Here is a 16,819-nt window from a genome sequence, read left to right as displayed (position 1 = left end):
GAGGCACGGTCAGTGTTAGTTTGCGCAGGCGTCACCGAATCAGCACGGGTGGGGAGAGCACATGGACACCACACAGCGGACCGAGCAGCAGAGGTCCGCCGACCGCCGACGGCGCGAGCTGCTGGAGGCCGCCGACCGGGTGGTGCTCCGGGACGGCCCACAGGCGTCGATGAACGCGATCGCGGCCGAGGCCGGGATCACGAAGCCGATCCTGTACCGCCACTTCGGCGACAAGGGCGGACTGTACGCGGCGCTCGCCAAGCGGCACACCGACGCGCTGCTCGCTTCGCTGCGGGCGGCGCTGGACGCTCCCGCGGACCGGCGCGAGCGGGTCGAGTCCACGCTGGACACGTACCTCGCCGCGATCGAGGCGCGCCCCCAGGTGTACCGCTTCCTGATGCATCCGTCGGAGGGCAGCGCGGGCGGCGACCACGGGTTCGACGTCGGCAAGCACAGCGCTCCGCTGCTGCGCCGGATGGGCGAGGAGCTGGCCCAGGTCATCGAGGAGCGGGTGGATCTCGGGCCGGACAGCCAGCAGCTCGCACGGGTGTGGGGGCACGGGATCGTCGGCATGATGCATGCGGCCGGTGACTGGTGGCTCGGCGAACGCCCTTGTTCCCGGGCCGAGTTGGTGCGCTCCCTCGCGGACCTGCTGTGGGGTCGGCTCGCCGCGGCGGGGGACAGGATCGGCGGCCCCGGCTTCTGACTCACCGGCTCCAGGGAGCCCGGGAGATCTGTCTCGCCAGCCGGTGCTTGCGCCACCCCGTGAGATGATCCGCGTACACACGCCCCTCCACGTGGTCGCACTCGTGCTGCAGGCACCGCGCGAAGAAGCCCGTGCCGTGCACGGTGACCGGCTCCCCCGCCGCCGTGAATCCCTCGACCACCGCGTGGTCGTAGCGCTCCGTCCCGGCCTCCAGCCCCGGCAGGGACAGACAGCCCTCGGGGCCGCGTATCACCACGCCGTCCGCCGCCACCAGGCGGGGGTTCACGATGTGGCCCAGGTGACGTACGTCATCGTCGTCCGGGCAGTCGTAGACGAACACCCGCGACGGCACCCCCACCTGATTCGCCGCCAGACCGACCCCCTGCGCCGCGTACATCGTGGCGAACAGGTCTTCCACGAGGGCCGCCAGCTCGGCGCCGAATTCGGTGACTTCCCGGCATTGCTCGCGCAGCGCCGCGTCGCCGAGCAGGGTGAGAGGCCGGACTCGCCCGTGGGCGCCCGGAATGGAACCGTGTCGCATGGCCGCAAGGGTACGGTTCGTTGGACCCACGCCCGTCGCGCGATGTGGGCGGGATTCGGGTGTGCGAACGGATCTCGATAGGCTGAGGTCCACACCACGTTGCCGGATGGCCCCAGGCGCGGCGCGTACGCAAGGAGGATCGAGAACTGATGGCAGGCAACTCGGACCCGCTCACGCCGCGGGCCAAGCTGGCCGTGACCGCGGGCAAGGCGGTCGCCGCGGCATCCCGAGCCGCGGGACGCGGCAGCGGGTCGGTGATCGGCGGCCGGGTCGCGCTGAAACTCGACCCCGATCTGCTCGCCCGGCTCGCGCAGAACCTGGACGTCGTCCTGGTGTCCGCGACCAACGGCAAGACCACGACGACCCGGCTCATCGCCGAGGCGCTGCGCGCCGCGGGCCCGGTCGTGTCGAACGCGCTCGGCGCCAACATGCCGGCCGGCATCACCTCCGCGCTCGCGGGCGGCTCGGAGGCGAAGTTCGGCGTCATCGAGGTCGACGAGAAGTACCTGGCCGGGGTGGCCCGGGATACCAGCCCGAAGTGCATCGCCCTGCTGAACCTCTCCCGCGACCAGCTCGACCGCGCCGCCGAGACCCGGATGCTCGCCGAGCACTGGCGCGAGGGCCTCGCCGGCTCCAAGGCCGTCGTCGTCGCCAACTGCGACGACCCGCTGGTGGTGTGGGCCGCCTCCTCCTCCCCGAATGTGATCTGGGTCGCGGCCGGGCAGATGTGGAAGGACGACGCCTGGTCCTGCCCGGCCTGCGGTGGCGTGATGCAGCGCCCCGGCGACGACTGGTTCTGCGGCGAGTGCGGCTTCCGCCGGCCGACCCCGACCTGGGCGCTGTCCGGGGACCACGTGCTGGACCCGCACGGGTCCGCCTGGCCGATCCACCTCCAGCTGCCGGGCCGCGCCAACAAGGCGAACGCGGCCAGCTCCGCCGCCGTGGCCGCCGTCTTCGGGGTGCCGCCGCAGGTCGCCCTGGAACGCATGTACCAGGTGCAGGCCGTGGCCGGACGCTACGACGTCGTCCAGTTCCAGAACCGCGACCTGCGGCTGCTGCTGGCCAAGAACCCGGCCGGCTGGCTGGAGACGTTCTCCCTGATCGACCCGCCGCCCGCCCCGGTGATCCTGTCCGTGAACGCGCGCGGCGCCGACGGCACCGACACCTCCTGGCTGTGGGACGTCGACTACACCCGGCTGACCGGTCACCCGATCTTCGTCATCGGCGACCGGAAGCTGGACCTCGCCGTCCGCCTGGAGGTCGCGAACCAGCACTTCCAGGTCTGCGAGAACCTCGACCAGGCCGTGCAGATGTGCCCGCCCGGCCGGATCGAGGTCATCGCGAACTACACCGCGTTCCAGGACCTGCGCCGCCGCGTCGGCAACTGATCTTCGAAGGGCGATCACCTCATGAGCGACAACCAACTGCGGCTGGTGTGGATCTACCCGGACCTGCTGAGCACCTACGGCGACCAGGGCAACGCGCTCGTCGTGGAGCGCCGGGCCCGGCAGCGCGGTCTGGACGTGGCCCGTCTCGACGTGCGCAGCGACCAGCCGATCCCGACCTCCGGTGACATCTATCTGATCGGCGGCGGCGAGGACCGTCCGCAGCGGCTCGCCGCCGAGCGGCTGCGCCGGGACGGCCATCTGCAGCGGGCGGTGCAGAACGGAGCGATCGTCTTCTCCGTCTGCGCCGGCTACCAGATCCTCGGCCACGAGTTCATCAACGACCTGGGCCAGCGCGAGCCGGGCCTCGGCCTGCTCGACGTGGTGTCGGTGCGTGGCGAGGGCGAGCGGTGCGTCGGTGACGTGCTCGGCGACATCGACCCGCAGCTCGGCCTGCCCCAGCTGACCGGCTTCGAGAACCACCAGGGCGTCACCCACGTCGGTCCCGGCGCCCGCCCGTTCGCCCGGGTCCAGATCGGCAAGGGCAACGGCACCGGGGACGGCACGGAGGGCGCGTACAACGGAACCGTCTTCGGTACGTACATGCACGGCCCGGTCCTCGCCCGCAACCCGCTGATCGCCGATCTGCTGCTGAAGCTGGCGCTGGACGTCAACGCGCTGCCGCCGATCGACGACCGCTGGTACGAGGCTCTCCGGGGCGAGCGCATCGCCGCTGCTCAGCAGCCCGCGTAAGCGTCACGTCAGCCTCCTTTCAGCGCTGTCCGGCAGGGTCGTCGCGAGCCCGCCTGACGGGCCGTCCGCTCACATGTGCGGGCGCGTCCAGCAGGCGGACGCCCGCTACGGAGCCACCCCCTCACGCCGGTAGGGTGGCCGGGAATCCGCCGGACGACGTGGTCCGGTCTACCCGGCCCACGTTGAGAAGGTATTTCGGGCTATGCGCATTGGTGTCCTCACGTCCGGCGGCGACTGCCCCGGCCTGAACGCCGTCATCCGGTCCGTCGTGCACCGTGCCGTCGTCGACCACGGCGACGAGGTCATCGGTTTCCGGGACGGCTGGAAAGGCCTCCTGGAGTGCGACTACGTCAAGCTCGACCTCGATGCCGTGGGCGGCATCCTGGCGCGCGGCGGCACCATCCTCGGCTCTTCCCGGGTCCGCCCGGAGCATCTGCGCGACGGTGTGGAGCGGGCCAGGGGCCATGTCGCGGAACTCGGTCTGGACGCGATCATCCCGATCGGCGGTGAGGGCACGCTGAAGGCGGCCCAGCTGCTGTCGGCGGGCGGCCTGCCGATCGTGGGCGTGCCCAAGACCATCGACAACGACATCGCCGTCACGGATGTCACCTTCGGCTTCGACACGGCCGTCACCGTGGCCACCGAGGCCCTCGACCGGCTGAAGACCACCGCCGAGTCGCATCAGCGCGTGCTGATCGTGGAGGTCATGGGCCGGCACACCGGCTGGATCGCGCTGCACTCCGGCATGGCGGCCGGCGCCCACGCCGTCGTCGTACCGGAACGGCCCTTCGACATCGAGGAGTTGACCCGGAAGGTCGGCGAGCGGTTCGAAGCGGGCAAGCGGTTCGCCATCGTGGTCGCGGCCGAGGGCGCCAAGCCGAGGCCCGGGACGATGGACTTCGACGAGGGCGGCAAGGACATCTACGGTCACGAGCGCTTCGCGGGGATCGCCCGGCAGCTGTCGGTCGAGCTGGAGCGACGGCTCGGCAAGGAGGCGCGGCCGGTCATCCTCGGGCACGTCCAGCGGGGCGGCACGCCGACGGCGTACGACCGGGTGCTCGCCACGCGTTTCGGCTGGCACGCGGTGGAGGCCGTGCACCGGGGCGAGTTCGGCCGGATGACCGCGCTGCGCGGGACCGACATCGTGACGGTGCCGCTGGCGGAGGCGGTGGAGACGCTCAAGACCGTTCCGGTGCAGCGGTACGACGAGGCGGAGTGCGTCCTCTAGTCCGGTAGTTCAGGCGAGAACAAACCGCCCCCGGTCACGGCCGTGACCGGGGGCGGTTCTAGTCTTGGGGGCGGACAACTCGCACAACCCCCACGAAACAGGAGCCGCCGGATGGATCACAGCGGGCACGGCATGATGATGGATCTGCCGCCGTTCACGCTGGGGCGGGGCCTCCAGTGGTCGACGGATCCGTTCTTCCTGGTGGCCTGTCTGGCCGGGCTCGCCCTGTACGGCTGGGGTGTCGTACGGCTGCGGCGGCGCGGGGACGTGTGGCCGGCCGGCCGTACGGTGTCGTACGTCGTCGGTGTGCTGACCATCGCGCTGGTGATGTGCACCAAGCTGAACGACTACGGCATGGTCATGTTCAGCGTGCACATGGTGCAGCACATGATCATCAGCATGCTGTCGCCCATCCTGATCCTGCTCGGCGCCCCGGTCACGCTGGCACTGCGCGCGCTGCCGGTCGCCGGCAAGGGGCGCAAGGGCCCGCGCGAACTGCTGCTGGCACTGCTGCACAGCCGCTACATGCGGATCATCACGCACCCGGCCTTCACCATCCCGCTGTTCATCGCGAGCCTCTACGCGCTGTACTTCACCCCGATCTTCGACTTCCTGATGGGCTCCAGGACCGGGCACATCGCGATGATGGTGCACTTCCTCGCGGTCGGCGTGGTGTTCTTCTGGCCGATCATCGGCGTCGACCCGGGTCCGCACCGGCCGGGGTATCTGATGCGGATGCTGGAGCTGTTCGCGGGGATGCCGTTCCACGCGTTCTTCGGCATCGCGCTGATGATGGCGTCGGAGCCGATGGTGGGCACGTTCAAGAACCCGTCGGCCTCGCTCGGCATCGACGCGCTGTCCGACCAGAACGCGGCCGGCGGCATCGCCTGGGCGTTCAGCGAGATCCCGTCCGTGCTGGTGCTGATCGCCCTGCTGTTCCAGTGGTACCGCTCCGAGCAGCGCCAGGCCAAGCGCAAGGACCGGGCCGCGGACCGGGACGGCGACAGGGAGCTGGAGGCGTACAACGCCTACCTGGCTTCGCTGAACGCACGGGAGAGCTAGCCGGAGCTGTCCCCTCCGGGCGGGATTCGGGGCACCATGGTCATGGACGGACCAAGAGGAGGGTGTCGCGATGCCCGGTTCCACGAACGGTTCCACCAAGGCGATGGGGGCTCTCACGGTCGGCGGACTCGTCGTCGTGACCGCCTACACGGTCGCACTCGGCAGCAACGGCTGGCTGTGGTTCGGCTGGGTGGTGCTGGGCCTGCTGACACTCGCCATGGTCGTCACCCAGTCGTAGGGCCCGTCCGACCGCAGGCGCCCGCGCCGCGACGGGCGTGGCTGATTACAGTGCCCGCATGAACAGCAGGACCGCGTCCTTCGACGAGCTCGACCGCAAGATCATCACCGCGCTGATGGCGAACGCCCGGACCAGTTTCGCCGAGATCGGCGCCGCGATCGGGCTGTCCGCGACGGCGGTCAAGCGACGTGTGGACCGGTTGCGGGAGACCGGGGTGATCACCGGGTTCTCGGCCACGGTGCAGCCGTCCGCGCTGGGCTGGCGCACGGAGGCGTACGTCGAGGTGTACTGCGAGGGCGCGGCCCCGCCCCGGCGGCTGGCGGAGGTCGTCCGCAACCATCCGGAGATCACCGCCGCCATGACGGTGACCGGCGGCGCCGACGCGCTGCTGCATGTGCGGGCCCGGGACGTGGACCACTTCGAGGAGGTGCTGGAGCGCATCCGCACCGAGCCGTTCATCCGGAAGACGATCAGCGTGATGGTGCTGTCCCACCTCCTCCCGGAAAGCCCGGAGGCGGGCGCTACCCATGTGGCCCCGCAATGACGCGGAGTATGCGCACCACTCCTGCGCGGAACCCGTCGAGAACGCAGTGATGCTGCGTATGCGCGCAGCCTTTGTCGCTTGTCGAGCGCCGAGCTCCGTTTCTACGGTTGTCTCACCCCTCAGTGACACACAGGAAACGGAGGAAACTCTCTGTGCCCGAAAGCCGTGTGCCGCGCTCCCGGCGCTTCCTCGTCTGTGAACCCAGACATTTCGCCGTGAGTTACGCGATCAATCCGTGGATGGAGCCCGACCGGCCCGTCGACGTGGACCTCGCCCAGGAGCAGTGGCAGAAGCTGATCCGCGCCTACCGCCGCCACGGTCACTCCGTCGAGTCGGTCGAGCCGGTGCCCGGCCTGCCCGACATGGTCTTCGCCGCCAACGCGGCGTTCGTGGTCGGCGGCCGGGTCTTCGGCTCCCTGTTCCACGCGCCCGAGCGGCGCCCCGAGTCCGTGCACTACGACACCTGGTTCAAGGCGGCGGGCTACGACGTCTACCGCCCCGAGGCGGTGACCGAGGGCGAGGGAGACCTGGTCTGGACGGGGCGGTACGTGCTCGCCGGCACCGGGTTCCGCACCACCCGTGAGGCGCACCGCGAGGCGCAGGAGTTCCTCGGCCACCCGGTGATCGCCCTGACCCTGGTGGACCCGTACTTCTACCACCTGGACACGGCCCTGTTCGTCCTCGACGACGACAACATCTGCTACTTCCCCGAGGCGTTCTCGGCGGGCAGCCGCGAGGTGCTGCGGCGGCTCTACCCCGACGCGGTGCTCGCCACCCGCGAGGACGCCATGGCGTTCGGCCTGAACTCCGTGTCCGACGGCCGCAACGTCTTCATCGCCCCCCAGGCCGAGGCTCTCGCCGAGAACCTCGCTGACCACGGCTACGTCCCCGTCCCCGTCGACCTGTCGGAGTTCCACAAGGCCGGCGGTGGCATCAAGTGCTGCACCCAGGAGATCCGCTGATGACCGCGCCCACCCGTGTATCCGCGCGCACGCGTACGTCCGCCGACCTGATCCGCGCGGAGGAGCCGGTCCTCGCGCACAACTACCACCCGCTGCCCGTGGTCGTCGCCCGGGCCGAGGGCACCTGGGTCGAGGACGTCGAGGGCCGGCGCTATCTCGACATGCTCGCCGGCTACTCGGCGCTGAACTTCGGCCACCGCCACCCGGCACTGATCGAGGCCGCGCACCGCCAGCTCGACCAGCTCACCCTCACCTCCCGCGCCTTCCACAACGACCGGCTCGCCGAGTTCGCCGAGCGGCTCGCGGAGCTCACCGGGCTGGACATGGTGCTGCCGATGAACACCGGCGCGGAGGCCGTGGAGAGCGCCGTCAAGGTGGCCCGCAAGTGGGCCTACGACGTCAAGGGCGTACCGGACGGGCAGGCGACGATCGTCGTCGCGGCGGAGAACTTCCACGGCCGTACGACGACCATCGTCAGCTTCTCCACGGACGAGACGGCCCGGTCCGGCTTCGGTCCGTTCACCCCCGGCTTCAGGATCGTGCCGTACGACGACCTGGCCGCGCTGGAGGAGGCGGTCGACGAGACGACGGCGGCGGTGCTGATCGAGCCGATCCAGGGCGAGGCCGGCGTGATCGTCCCGAGCGCCGGCTACCTCGCCGGGGTGCGCGAGCTGACCCGGCGCGAGGGCTGCCTGTTCATCGCGGACGAGATCCAGTCGGGCCTCGGCCGCACGGGCCGTACCCTCGCCATCGAGCACGAGGACGTCGTGCCGGACGTGCTGCTGCTCGGCAAGGCGCTCGGCGGCGGCATCGTGCCGGTGTCGGCGGTCGTGGCCCGGCGCGAGGTACTGGGCGTGCTGCACCCGGGCGAGCACGGTTCCACGTTCGGCGGCAACCCGCTCGCGGCGGCGGTCGGCACGGCCGTGATCGACCTGCTGGAGACCGGTGAGTTCCAGCGGCGGGCCACCGAGCTGGGCGTGATCCTGCGCGACGGACTGGCCGAGCTGGTGGGCGACGGTGTGGTCGGCTTCCGGGCGCGCGGACTCTGGGCCGGCGTCGACGTCGACCCGGCGGTCGGCAGCGGCCGTGAGATCAGCGAGCGGCTGATGCGGGAGGGGATCCTGGTCAAGGACACCCACGGATCCACCATTCGGCTGGCGCCCCCGCTGACCATCACGGCGGAGGAGCTGCGCTCCGCGCTGGCGGCGCTGCGCACGGTGCTCGCATCCTGACCTCGCCCTGCTCCCAGGGGGGTGGCCGCACACCGCCCCCCGCCCGTCACCACGCCCCTCGATGCCCGAAGAGTGAAGATGGGGGCAAGAGGGGGTAGACCACTCTCAGCGACAGAGAGGTCGGTCGTGGGCACTCACGAGGATCAGCACGTCGCCGGGCAGCCGTTCGACGTGGCCGATGCCGCCCCCCTGCTGGTCGACGCGCAGGGCGTGGTGACGAGCTGGACGCGCAACGCGCAACGGCTGCTGGCGTACACCGCCGCCGAGGCGGTCGGGACCAAGGTGAGCGGCCTGCTGTCCACCGAGGACGCAGCGCGGGCGCCCGAGCTGGCCGAACGGTGCCGCAGGGACGGCGGCTGGGCGGGGCTGCTGACCGCCCGGCGCAAGGACGGTCAGCCGGTCCGGGTGATGGTGCAGATCACTCCGGCCGTGGAACCCGGCGGTGCGCCGCACTGGCTGGTGCTGCTCTCCGACATGTCCGGGGCACGCGGCTGGGACATGAGCCGTGCGGTGCTGGAGCAGATGGTGACCGGCTCCCCCGTCGGCATAGCGATCGTGGACGCCGATCTGCGGTGCGTCTGGTCGAACGAGGCACTGGAGCGGTTCGGCGGCGGCTCCGCGCGGGAGCGGCTGGGTCGACGACTGGCCGAGATCCAGCCGGGCATCGATTCCGAGGGCATCGAGACGCAGATGCGGCGCGTGCTGGCGACCGGCCGGCCCGTGGTCGGGTACGAGCACGTGGGCCAGGTGCGGTCCACGCCGCACCGGGAGACGGCGCACATGATGTCGTTCACCCGCCTCGACGACGACCGGGGTCACCCGATGGGCGTGTACTACACCGTCGTCGACATCACCGACCGGCACCGTGCCCGGCAGCGACTGGCCCTGCTAGACCGGGCCGGGGAGCAGATCGGCCGCAGCCTGGACATCGTGCGGACCGCGCAGGAACTGGCCGATGTGGCCGTGCAGGACTTCGCCGACCTGGTGAGTGTGGATCTGCTGGCGTCCGTGCTGCGGGGCGCGGAGCCCGAGCCGGAGCCGCTGGACGAGAGCGATCGGGCACCGCTGCGGCGGGCCGGGCACCAGTCGGCGGACGCCGGCCTCCCGGAAGCCGTCGTCGGGATCGGCGAGCCGGCCAGCTACCTCGCCGGATCACCCCCGATCCGCTGTCTGGCCACGGGCCGGTCCTGGCGCGAGGAAGAGCTCGCCCCGCTGGCCAGGGAGTGGGCCACGGACATCCCGGGCGGCCGGGAGGCGACCTTCCTGGAGCTGGGCCTGCACAGCGCGATGATCGTGCCGGTCCGTGCGCGGGGCGTCACGATGGGCATCACCACCTTCTTCCGGCGCCGCCGTCAGGAGCCGTTCGACGAGGACGACCTGAGTCTCGCCGAGGACCTGGTGTCCCGGGCGGCGGTATGCGTGGACAACGCCCGCCGCTACACGCGCGAACGGGACGCGGCCCTCGTCCTGCAGCGCAGCCTGCTCCCGCACCGGCTGCCCGAGCAGGACGCGGTGGAGGTGGCCGCCTGCTACCGGCCGGCCGACGAGCTGACCGGCCTCGGCGGCGACTGGTACGACCTCATTCCGCTGTCCGGTGCGCGCGTGGCCCTGGTCGTGGGCGAGGTACCGGGGCACGGGATCCACGCCGCCGCGGCCATGGGGCGGTTGCGTACCGCCGTGGGGACCCTCGCGGCGCTCGATCTGCCGCCCGAGGAGGTCCTCGCGCGCCTCGACGACCTGGTGGCGCGGGCGGCCCGGGAGGAGGGGGTGCGGCCCGAGCCCCCGGCGGCCGCACACCGCAAGGCGGTGGGGCCCGGGTGTGTGTACGCCGTCTACGACCCCGTCGACGGGCAGTGCACGATGGCCGCCGCGGGTCATCCCGCGCCCGCCGTCGTGCTGCCCGACGGCACCGTCGACTTCGTCGACCTCCCGCAGGGGCCGCCGCTCGGGGTGGGCGGTCCGCCCTTCGAGGCGGTCGAGCTGGCTCTGGCCGAGGGCAGCACGCTGGTCCTTCACACCGACGGGCTGCTGGCCCACGGGGACGACGGGCCCGTCGACGGGCGGGACCGCGACCGGCTGCGTCGCGCCCTGCGCCGGCCCGCTCCCTCGCTCGACCTGCGCTGCCGGGCCGTGGTCGACGCCCTGGTCCCGGCCCGGCCGCACGACGACGTGGCCCTGCTGATGGCCCGCACCGGGCTTCTGGGTGCCGACCGGGTCGCCGACTGGGACCTGCCCGCCGACCCGGCCGTGGTCGCCGACGCCCGCAAGGAAGCCGCCCGGCAGCTGGCCGAGTGGGCTCTGGACGAGCTGGCGTTCACCACCGAACTGGTCGTGAGCGAGCTGGTCACCAACGCGATCCGGCACTCGGTGGGCCCGATCCGGCTGCGGCTGATCAGGGACCGGTCCCTGATCTGCGAGGTCTCCGACGGCGGCGCCACCGCACCCCATATGCACCATCCGCGCACCACGGACGAGGGCGGCCGGGGACTGCTGCTGGTCTCCCAGTTCACCGAGCGGTGGGGAACCCGCTTCGTCCCCGGCGGCAAGGTCATCTGGGCGGAGCAGTCCCTGACGGATCCGCCTACCTGACATACACGGTACGGACATACATCGCGTGACGTGGGAAAATGGCGTGATTCCGGCGGATGGGCGGTAGCCATGGACGATACGGCCATCGACTACGCGGGGGTGTTCCAGGCGCTGCCGGGCATGGTGGCGCTGCTGACACCCGACCTGGTCTACGTGGACGCCAACGAGGAGTTCCTGCGGATGGCCGGGCGCACCCGCGAGCAGGTGGTGGGGCGCTACCTCTTCGACGTCTTCCCGGACAATCCGAAGGACTCCGGCGCGTCGGGCATGCGCAACCTGGCCGCCTCGCTGGAGCGGGTCGCGGCCAGCGGCGAGCGCGACGCCATGGCCCTGCAGCGGTACGACGTCGAGAGCCCCGACCGGCCCGGGGAGTGGGAGGAGCGCTACTGGAGCCCTGTTAACGCGCCGGTGTTCGGTCCCGACGGGAAGGTGGTCCTGCTGGTGCACCGGGTCGAGGAGGTCACCGAGCTGATCCGGACCCGCGGCGGCCCCACCGGCGGCCGGGCCCGCGTCCTCGAGGCCGAGCTGTACACCCGCGCCCGCGAACTGCAGGAGATCAACGAACGGCTGCGTCAGGCCCACGCCCGCGAACGCGAGGTGGCCCTCGCCCTGCAGAAGGCGATGCTTCCCGCCCGCCGGCAGGTCGGCCGCCATCACGCCGCCGTGCGCTACCGGCCCGCGGTCGGCGCGCTGAACGTGTGCGGGGACTGGTACGACATCGTCGACCTGGTCGGCGGCCACCGCATGGCCGTGGCCGTGGGCGACGTGGTCGGGCACGGCCTGGAAGCCGCCGGCGTCATGGGCCAGTTGCGCAGCGCGCTGAGCGCCGCCTCCCGGGTCGCCATGGGGCCGGGGGACGCCCTGAACGTCCTGGGGCGGTACGCGCACGTCGTCGACGGCGCCGAATCGGCCACCGCCGTCTCGACGTTCATCGACTTCGACCGGCAGACGATCAGCTACAGCAGCGCGGGGCATCTGCCGCCCGTCCTCGTCCACCTGGACGGCCGTGTGGAGTTCCTCGACCAGGCCACCGACCCACCGCTCGACGCCAGCCCCGAACCGATCCCCCGGCCTCAGGCCTGCACGGTCTACGCCGAGGGTGCCACCCTCGTCCTGTACACCGACGGCCTGGTCGAGCGCCGCGGTGAGGACATCGACACCGGGCTGGCCCGCCTCGCCGACTCCCTGGCCCGGCATCGCGAGGAGGACCCCGAGCGCCTCGCGGACGCCGTCCTTCTGGAACTGCTGCCTCCCGGAGGCGCCGTCGACGACACGGCGCTGGTCCTCGTACGGCTGTGACCGTGCCGTGGCGGGCCGGCTCGTGCGCCTGCCGGTGGTGCGGGGCCCGCCGGGCGAACGGGGAGGTGGGTGTGGGCGGGCGGGCATGAGGGGTGTGCAAGGCGGTTACAGATGACTACAGACGGACGCGGGCCGGCACCGGAATGGCCGGGCACCATCGGTGTGCAGCCGGACCTGGCACAGTGAGGGGCGAGCCGTGTTCTACTACCTGCTCAAGTACGTACTGCTGGGCCCCCTGCTGAGACTGGTCTTCCGGCCCCGGATCGACGGCCTGGAGAACGTGCCGGCGTCGGGGCCGGCGATCGTCGCCGGGAACCATCTGTCCTTCTCCGACCACTTCCTGATGCCGGCGATCCTCAAGCGCCGCATCACGTTCCTGGCGAAGGCGGAGTACTTCACCGGGCCGGGGCTCAAGGGCCGGCTGACCGCGTTCTTCTTCCGCAACGCCGGGCAGATCCCGGTGGACCGCTCGGGCAAGGAGGCCGGTCAGGCGGCGATCCGCGAGGGCCTCGGGGTGCTGGGCAAGGACGAGTTGCTCGGCATCTACCCGGAGGGCACCCGTTCGCACGACGGCAGGCTCTACAAGGGGAAGGTCGGTGTCGCCGTGATGGCGCTGCGGGCCGGCGTGCCGGTCGTGCCCTGCGCGATGATCGGCACCTTCGAGGCCCAGCCGCCCGGCAAGGTCATCCCGAACATCCACCCCGTCACCATCCGCTTCGGCAAGCCCCTCGACTTCTCCCGCTACGCCGGCATGGAGCGGGAGAAGGCGATCCTGCGGGCGGTCACCGACGAGATCATGTACGCGATCCTGATGCTGTCCGAGCAGGAGTACGTCGACGAGTACGCGGCCGTCGTGAAGGGCCGGCAGGCCGCGCAGACGGGCGGCAAGGGGCGCCGGTTCCCCCGGGCGCCCCTGAGTTGACGACGGATACGAGGCCGGGCCGACGGCCGTACGAGCGAGGGGCGGCCGAAGTGTCCGGCCGCCCCTCGTCACCGCAGGGAACCGGTTACGGCTTGGGCGTGGCGTGCGGGCCGCAGGTCACGTCCGCGCCGTCCAGCTTGCCGTCGATCAGGTAGGCGTCGACGCGCTGGTTGATGCAGGGGTTGACGAGGCCGGTCACCCCGTGGGAGCCCGCGTCCTTCTCGGTGATCAGACGGGAGCCCGCGAAGCGCTTGTGCAGCGTGACGGCGCCCTCGTACGGGGTGGCGGCGTCCCGGGTGGACTGCACGATCAGCACCTGCGGCAGGCCCTTGTGGGTCTGGACGTCGACCGGCGTCTGCTGCTTGACCGGCCAGGTGGCGCACGGGAGGTTCATCCAGGCGTTGGCCCAGGTCATGAACGGGTAGTCCTTGTTGAGCCGGGTGTTGTCCCGGTCCCACTTGTGCCAGCTGGTGGGCCACTTGGCGTCGGTGCACTCGACGGCCGTGTAGACGGCGTTGCCGTTCTCCGCGCTGATGTTGCCGGCGGTGTCGGACATGTTGGGCGCGGCCGCGTCGACCAGCGCCTGGGTGTCACCGGCGACGTACTTGCCGAACACCGTGGCGACCGGCACCCACGAGGAGTCGTAGTACGGGGCGTTCTGGAAGAAGGAGATCAGCTCGGCCGGTCCGACGACCCCGCCGATGGGGTTCTTCTTGGCGGTGGCGCGCAGTTGGAGCCACTTGGCCTGGACGGCGGCGCGGGTCGTGCCGAGATGGAACGCGGCGTCGTTCTTGGCGACCCAGTCCTCCCAGTCCTTCCAGCGGCCCTCGAAGGCGATGTCCTGGTTCAGGTTGGCCTGGTACCAGATGTTCTCGCGGGCCGGGTTGACCACACTGTCGACGATCATGCGGCGCAGGTGGCCCGGGAAGAGGGTGCCGTAGACGGCGCCGAGGTAGGTGCCGTAGGAGACGCCGAGGTAGTTGAGCTTCTTCTCGCCCAGGGCCGCGCGGATGACGTCCAGGTCGCGGGCGGTGTTGGGCGTGGTCATGTACGGCAGCATCGCGCCGCTGCGCTCGGCACAGCCCTCGGCGTACTCGCGGGCCAGCTTGCGCTGCGCGCGCTTGTCGGCGACGTTGTCCGGCACCGGGTCCATCTTGGGTGCCTTGACGAACTCCTGCGGGTCGACGCAGGAGATCGGCGCGGAGTGGCCGACGCCGCGCGGGTCGAAGCCGACGAAGTCGTAGGCCTTGGCGACGTTCGCCCAGACGGGGTTCTTGGTGATGACCCGGGTCGGGAAGCGCAGCCCGGAACCGCCGGGACCGCCCGGGTTGTAGACGAGCGAGCCCTGGCGTTCCCGCTTGGTGCCCGTGCTGCCGATGCGGTCGACGGCGAGCTTGACCTGCTTGCCGTACGGGTGGGCGTAGTCGACGGGCACGCTGACCCAGCCGCACTGGATGGGCTTGACCAGCCCCCAGTCGGCGGGGCAGTCCTGCCAGTGGATGCCGGCCCTGGCCGCGCGGGCGGCGGCGACGGCGGCGCCCCTGGCCTCCCGGTCCGGGCCGGGCCGGCCGGCGGCGCTGGCCGCGGGTGCCGACACGGCGCCGGCGATCAGGGTGGCGGTGACGAGTGCTCCGGCCGAACCGAGCGCCAGCAGGCGGCTCTTCGGTCTGTTGTCCCTCAAGTGGGCCCCTCCCCCTACATGTGCATCGCTGCGAGTGGTCTGGCGGGGATCCTCTCGGCTGTGAGTTGCCTGAGAACAGGGGGCGTCGGGCATCTTTACCAATCCGATAACCGGATGATCATGTCCCGTTGAGCGGGTCGCTCCGCGGGTTCGGGGCGCCTCAGCCGAGGCGGGTCAGTATCTCGTCCAGGAGTCGTCGCAGGCCCAGCGCGTCCGGGGCAACGGCACTGACCAAGGCCGCCGGGCCGGGCAGGGGTACCAGCGCCGCGTACTCCCCCAGGGGCCGCGCCTCGACCGGGTGTTCCGTGAACTCGGGGCGGACGACCACGAGTTGGCCCACCGCCCGGTGTCCCGCCAGGACGGCCGGGCCGTCCCAGCCGCCCGGCGCGCCGGGGCCGCAGGCCAGTTCCTGGTCCAGGACGGTCCGGCCCGCGATGCGTACGGTCAGCCGGCTGGTGAGCCGCCCGGGGTGCTCTCCGGACCGGCCCAGGACCTGTTCCTCGCGCAGCACGAGCCGGGCGCCTGCGGCGAGTTCGACGCGGGTGGTGACGTACAGGTCGCTGCCGCGGGCCGAGATCAACTGCTCGGGCAGCCAGTGCAGTTCGGCGTCGTCGGCCACGTCGAGCCGGACGTCGTAGCGGGCCTCGCCCTTGGTCTGGCCCGGCAGCGCGATGGTGGCGGCGGCCGACCCGACGTGCAGCCGGGCGCCCGCCGCGACCGTGGCCGTGAGCGCGAAGCGGTCGCCGCCGAGCGGGCCGCTCATCGCGCCGACGACCATCACCCTGGCCTCGGTGCCGACGGCCCGGGTGCGGCGCAGGGCGAGCGGGCCCTCGCCGTCCAGCACGGGCAGCGCGGTGCCGCCGCGGCCGTCGGCGCGGGCGACGATCCGCGCGTGCGCCCGGACGCCGGTGACGGTCACGCCGTCCACGCGGCGAGCCGCTCCCGCACCCAGGCGGCGACGTCGGCGACCCCGGTCCCGCCACGCAACGACTGGAAGACGACCGGGAGTTCGGCCCGTTGGGCCTTGGCGTCGGCGGCCATCCGGGCGAGGTCGGAGCCGACGTACGGGGCGAGGTCGGTCTTGTTGACGACGAGCAGGTCGGCGGTGGTGACTCCCGGGCCGCCCTTGCGCGGGATGTCGTCGCCGCCGGCCACGTCGATCACGAAGACCTGCGCGTCCACGAGCCCCCTGGAGAAGGTCGCGGTGAGGTTGTCGCCGCCGGACTCGACGAGGATCAGGTGCAGCGGGCCGACCGCGTCCTCCAGGTCCTCGACGGCTTCGAGGTTGGCGGAGATGTCGTCGCGGATCGCGGTGTGCGGGCAGGCACCGGTCTCCACGGCCGTGATCCGCTCGGGCGGCAGCACGGCCTCGCGCAGCAGGAACTCGGCGTCCTCGCGGGTGTAGATGTCGTTGGTGACGACGGCGAGGGACAGCTCGTCGCGCAGCGCCCGGCACAGCGCGGCGACGGTCGCGGTCTTCCCGGATCCGACGGGACCGCCGAGTCCGATGCGCAGGGCGCGCCGGGTGCCGTCGGGCCGGTGGGCGTCGGCGCTGAGGGCGGCGGGGCCGGAGTGGGTGTGATCGAGATGCATGGGGACGGCTCCTAGAGGCCGGGGGCTTGTTCGAGAGGGCCGGTGTCGGGACGGCCGCTCTTCAGCCGGACGGGTCGGGCGGGT

General features: G+C 71.7%; 16 protein-coding genes. 12 read left to right on the top strand and 4 right to left on the bottom strand.

Annotated elements, in window-relative coordinates; all coding sequences use genetic code 11:
• The first annotated feature begins 61 nt into the window (after window positions 1–61).
• Window positions 62–706: a TetR family transcriptional regulator gene (locus ADK64_RS39265; protein ID WP_053666888.1), complete on the top strand. Its 645-nt coding sequence runs from the start codon at window positions 62–64 to the stop codon at window positions 704–706.
• A 1-nt stretch (window position 707) separates the two neighbouring features.
• Here ADK64_RS39265 and def read toward each other — a convergent pair whose 3' ends face one another.
• Window positions 708–1,247, bottom strand: coding sequence for a peptide deformylase (gene def, locus ADK64_RS39260; RefSeq protein WP_053666887.1), 540 nt, complete (start codon window positions 1,245–1,247; stop codon window positions 708–710).
• Between the two features lie 149 nt (window positions 1,248–1,396).
• Here def and ADK64_RS39255 point away from each other — a divergent pair, with 149 nt between their 5' ends.
• The 11 genes from ADK64_RS39255 (at window position 1,397) to ADK64_RS39210 (ending at window position 13,461) form a co-directional block, all read left to right on the top strand.
• Window positions 1,397–2,635, top strand: coding sequence for a MurT ligase domain-containing protein (locus tag ADK64_RS39255; RefSeq protein WP_053666886.1), 1,239 nt, complete (start codon window positions 1,397–1,399; stop codon window positions 2,633–2,635).
• A 21-nt stretch (window positions 2,636–2,656) separates the two neighbouring features.
• Window positions 2,657–3,385, top strand: coding sequence for a type 1 glutamine amidotransferase (locus ADK64_RS39250; RefSeq protein ID WP_053666885.1), 729 nt, complete (start codon window positions 2,657–2,659; stop codon window positions 3,383–3,385).
• 202 nt (window positions 3,386–3,587) lie between these two features.
• The gene (locus tag ADK64_RS39245) at window positions 3,588–4,613 is read left to right on the top strand and encodes a 6-phosphofructokinase (RefSeq protein WP_053666884.1); all 1,026 of its coding nucleotides are present in this window, start codon (window positions 3,588–3,590) and stop codon (window positions 4,611–4,613) included.
• A gap of 111 nt (window positions 4,614–4,724) precedes the next feature.
• The gene (locus ADK64_RS39240; protein WP_053666883.1) at window positions 4,725–5,675 is read left to right on the top strand and encodes a cytochrome c oxidase assembly protein; all 951 of its coding nucleotides are present in this window, start codon (window positions 4,725–4,727) and stop codon (window positions 5,673–5,675) included.
• A 70-nt stretch (window positions 5,676–5,745) separates the two neighbouring features.
• Window positions 5,746–5,913 carry a hypothetical protein gene (locus ADK64_RS45640; protein WP_107093214.1) on the top strand — a complete coding sequence of 56 codons (168 nt, stop codon included), beginning with the start codon at window positions 5,746–5,748 and terminating at the stop codon, window positions 5,911–5,913.
• A gap of 58 nt (window positions 5,914–5,971) precedes the next feature.
• Window positions 5,972–6,457: an Lrp/AsnC family transcriptional regulator gene (locus ADK64_RS39235; RefSeq protein ID WP_053666882.1), complete on the top strand. Its 486-nt coding sequence runs from the start codon at window positions 5,972–5,974 to the stop codon at window positions 6,455–6,457.
• 152 nt (window positions 6,458–6,609) lie between these two features.
• The gene (gene ddaH, locus ADK64_RS39230) at window positions 6,610–7,419 is read left to right on the top strand and encodes a dimethylargininase (RefSeq protein WP_078993122.1); all 810 of its coding nucleotides are present in this window, start codon (window positions 6,610–6,612) and stop codon (window positions 7,417–7,419) included.
• On the top strand, window positions 7,419–8,651 hold the full coding sequence (gene rocD, locus ADK64_RS39225) for an ornithine--oxo-acid transaminase (protein WP_053666880.1): 1,233 nt from the start codon (window positions 7,419–7,421) through the stop codon (window positions 8,649–8,651). Before ddaH ends, rocD begins: the two co-directional genes overlap by 1 nt.
• A gap of 126 nt (window positions 8,652–8,777) precedes the next feature.
• A complete protein-coding gene (locus ADK64_RS39220) occupies window positions 8,778–11,240 on the top strand; it encodes a SpoIIE family protein phosphatase (protein WP_053666879.1) in 2,463 nt (820 codons plus the stop codon).
• A gap of 69 nt (window positions 11,241–11,309) precedes the next feature.
• Window positions 11,310–12,539 (top strand): PP2C family protein-serine/threonine phosphatase, encoded by a 1,230-nt coding sequence (locus ADK64_RS39215; protein ID WP_053666878.1) that lies wholly within the window; start codon window positions 11,310–11,312, stop codon window positions 12,537–12,539.
• A 196-nt stretch (window positions 12,540–12,735) separates the two neighbouring features.
• Window positions 12,736–13,461, top strand: a complete 726-nt coding sequence (locus ADK64_RS39210) for a lysophospholipid acyltransferase family protein (protein WP_053666877.1) — start codon at window positions 12,736–12,738, stop codon at window positions 13,459–13,461.
• Window positions 13,462–13,546: 85 nt separating this feature from the next.
• On the opposite strand, the gene ADK64_RS39205 is transcribed toward ADK64_RS39210, so the two are convergent.
• The 3 genes from ADK64_RS39205 to ureG form a co-directional block, all read right to left on the bottom strand.
• The gene (locus tag ADK64_RS39205; protein ID WP_234384905.1) at window positions 13,547–15,142 is read right to left on the bottom strand and encodes an alpha/beta hydrolase; all 1,596 of its coding nucleotides are present in this window, start codon (window positions 15,140–15,142) and stop codon (window positions 13,547–13,549) included.
• A gap of 160 nt (window positions 15,143–15,302) precedes the next feature.
• Window positions 15,303–16,061 (bottom strand): urease accessory protein UreD, encoded by a 759-nt coding sequence (locus tag ADK64_RS39200; protein ID WP_053667157.1) that lies wholly within the window; start codon window positions 16,059–16,061, stop codon window positions 15,303–15,305.
• Window positions 16,058–16,735 (bottom strand): urease accessory protein UreG, encoded by a 678-nt coding sequence (gene ureG, locus ADK64_RS39195; protein WP_053666876.1) that lies wholly within the window; start codon window positions 16,733–16,735, stop codon window positions 16,058–16,060. The genes ADK64_RS39200 and ureG overlap by 4 nt, the downstream gene beginning before the upstream one ends.
• Window positions 16,736–16,819 lie beyond the last annotated feature (84 nt).

The sequence above is a fragment of the Streptomyces sp. MMG1121 genome (assembly GCF_001280015.1).
Classification (GTDB): domain Bacteria; phylum Actinomycetota; class Actinomycetes; order Streptomycetales; family Streptomycetaceae; genus Streptomyces.
Note: the sequence above shows the minus strand (reverse complement) of the source record. Positions and strands in the feature narration are given on the sequence as shown.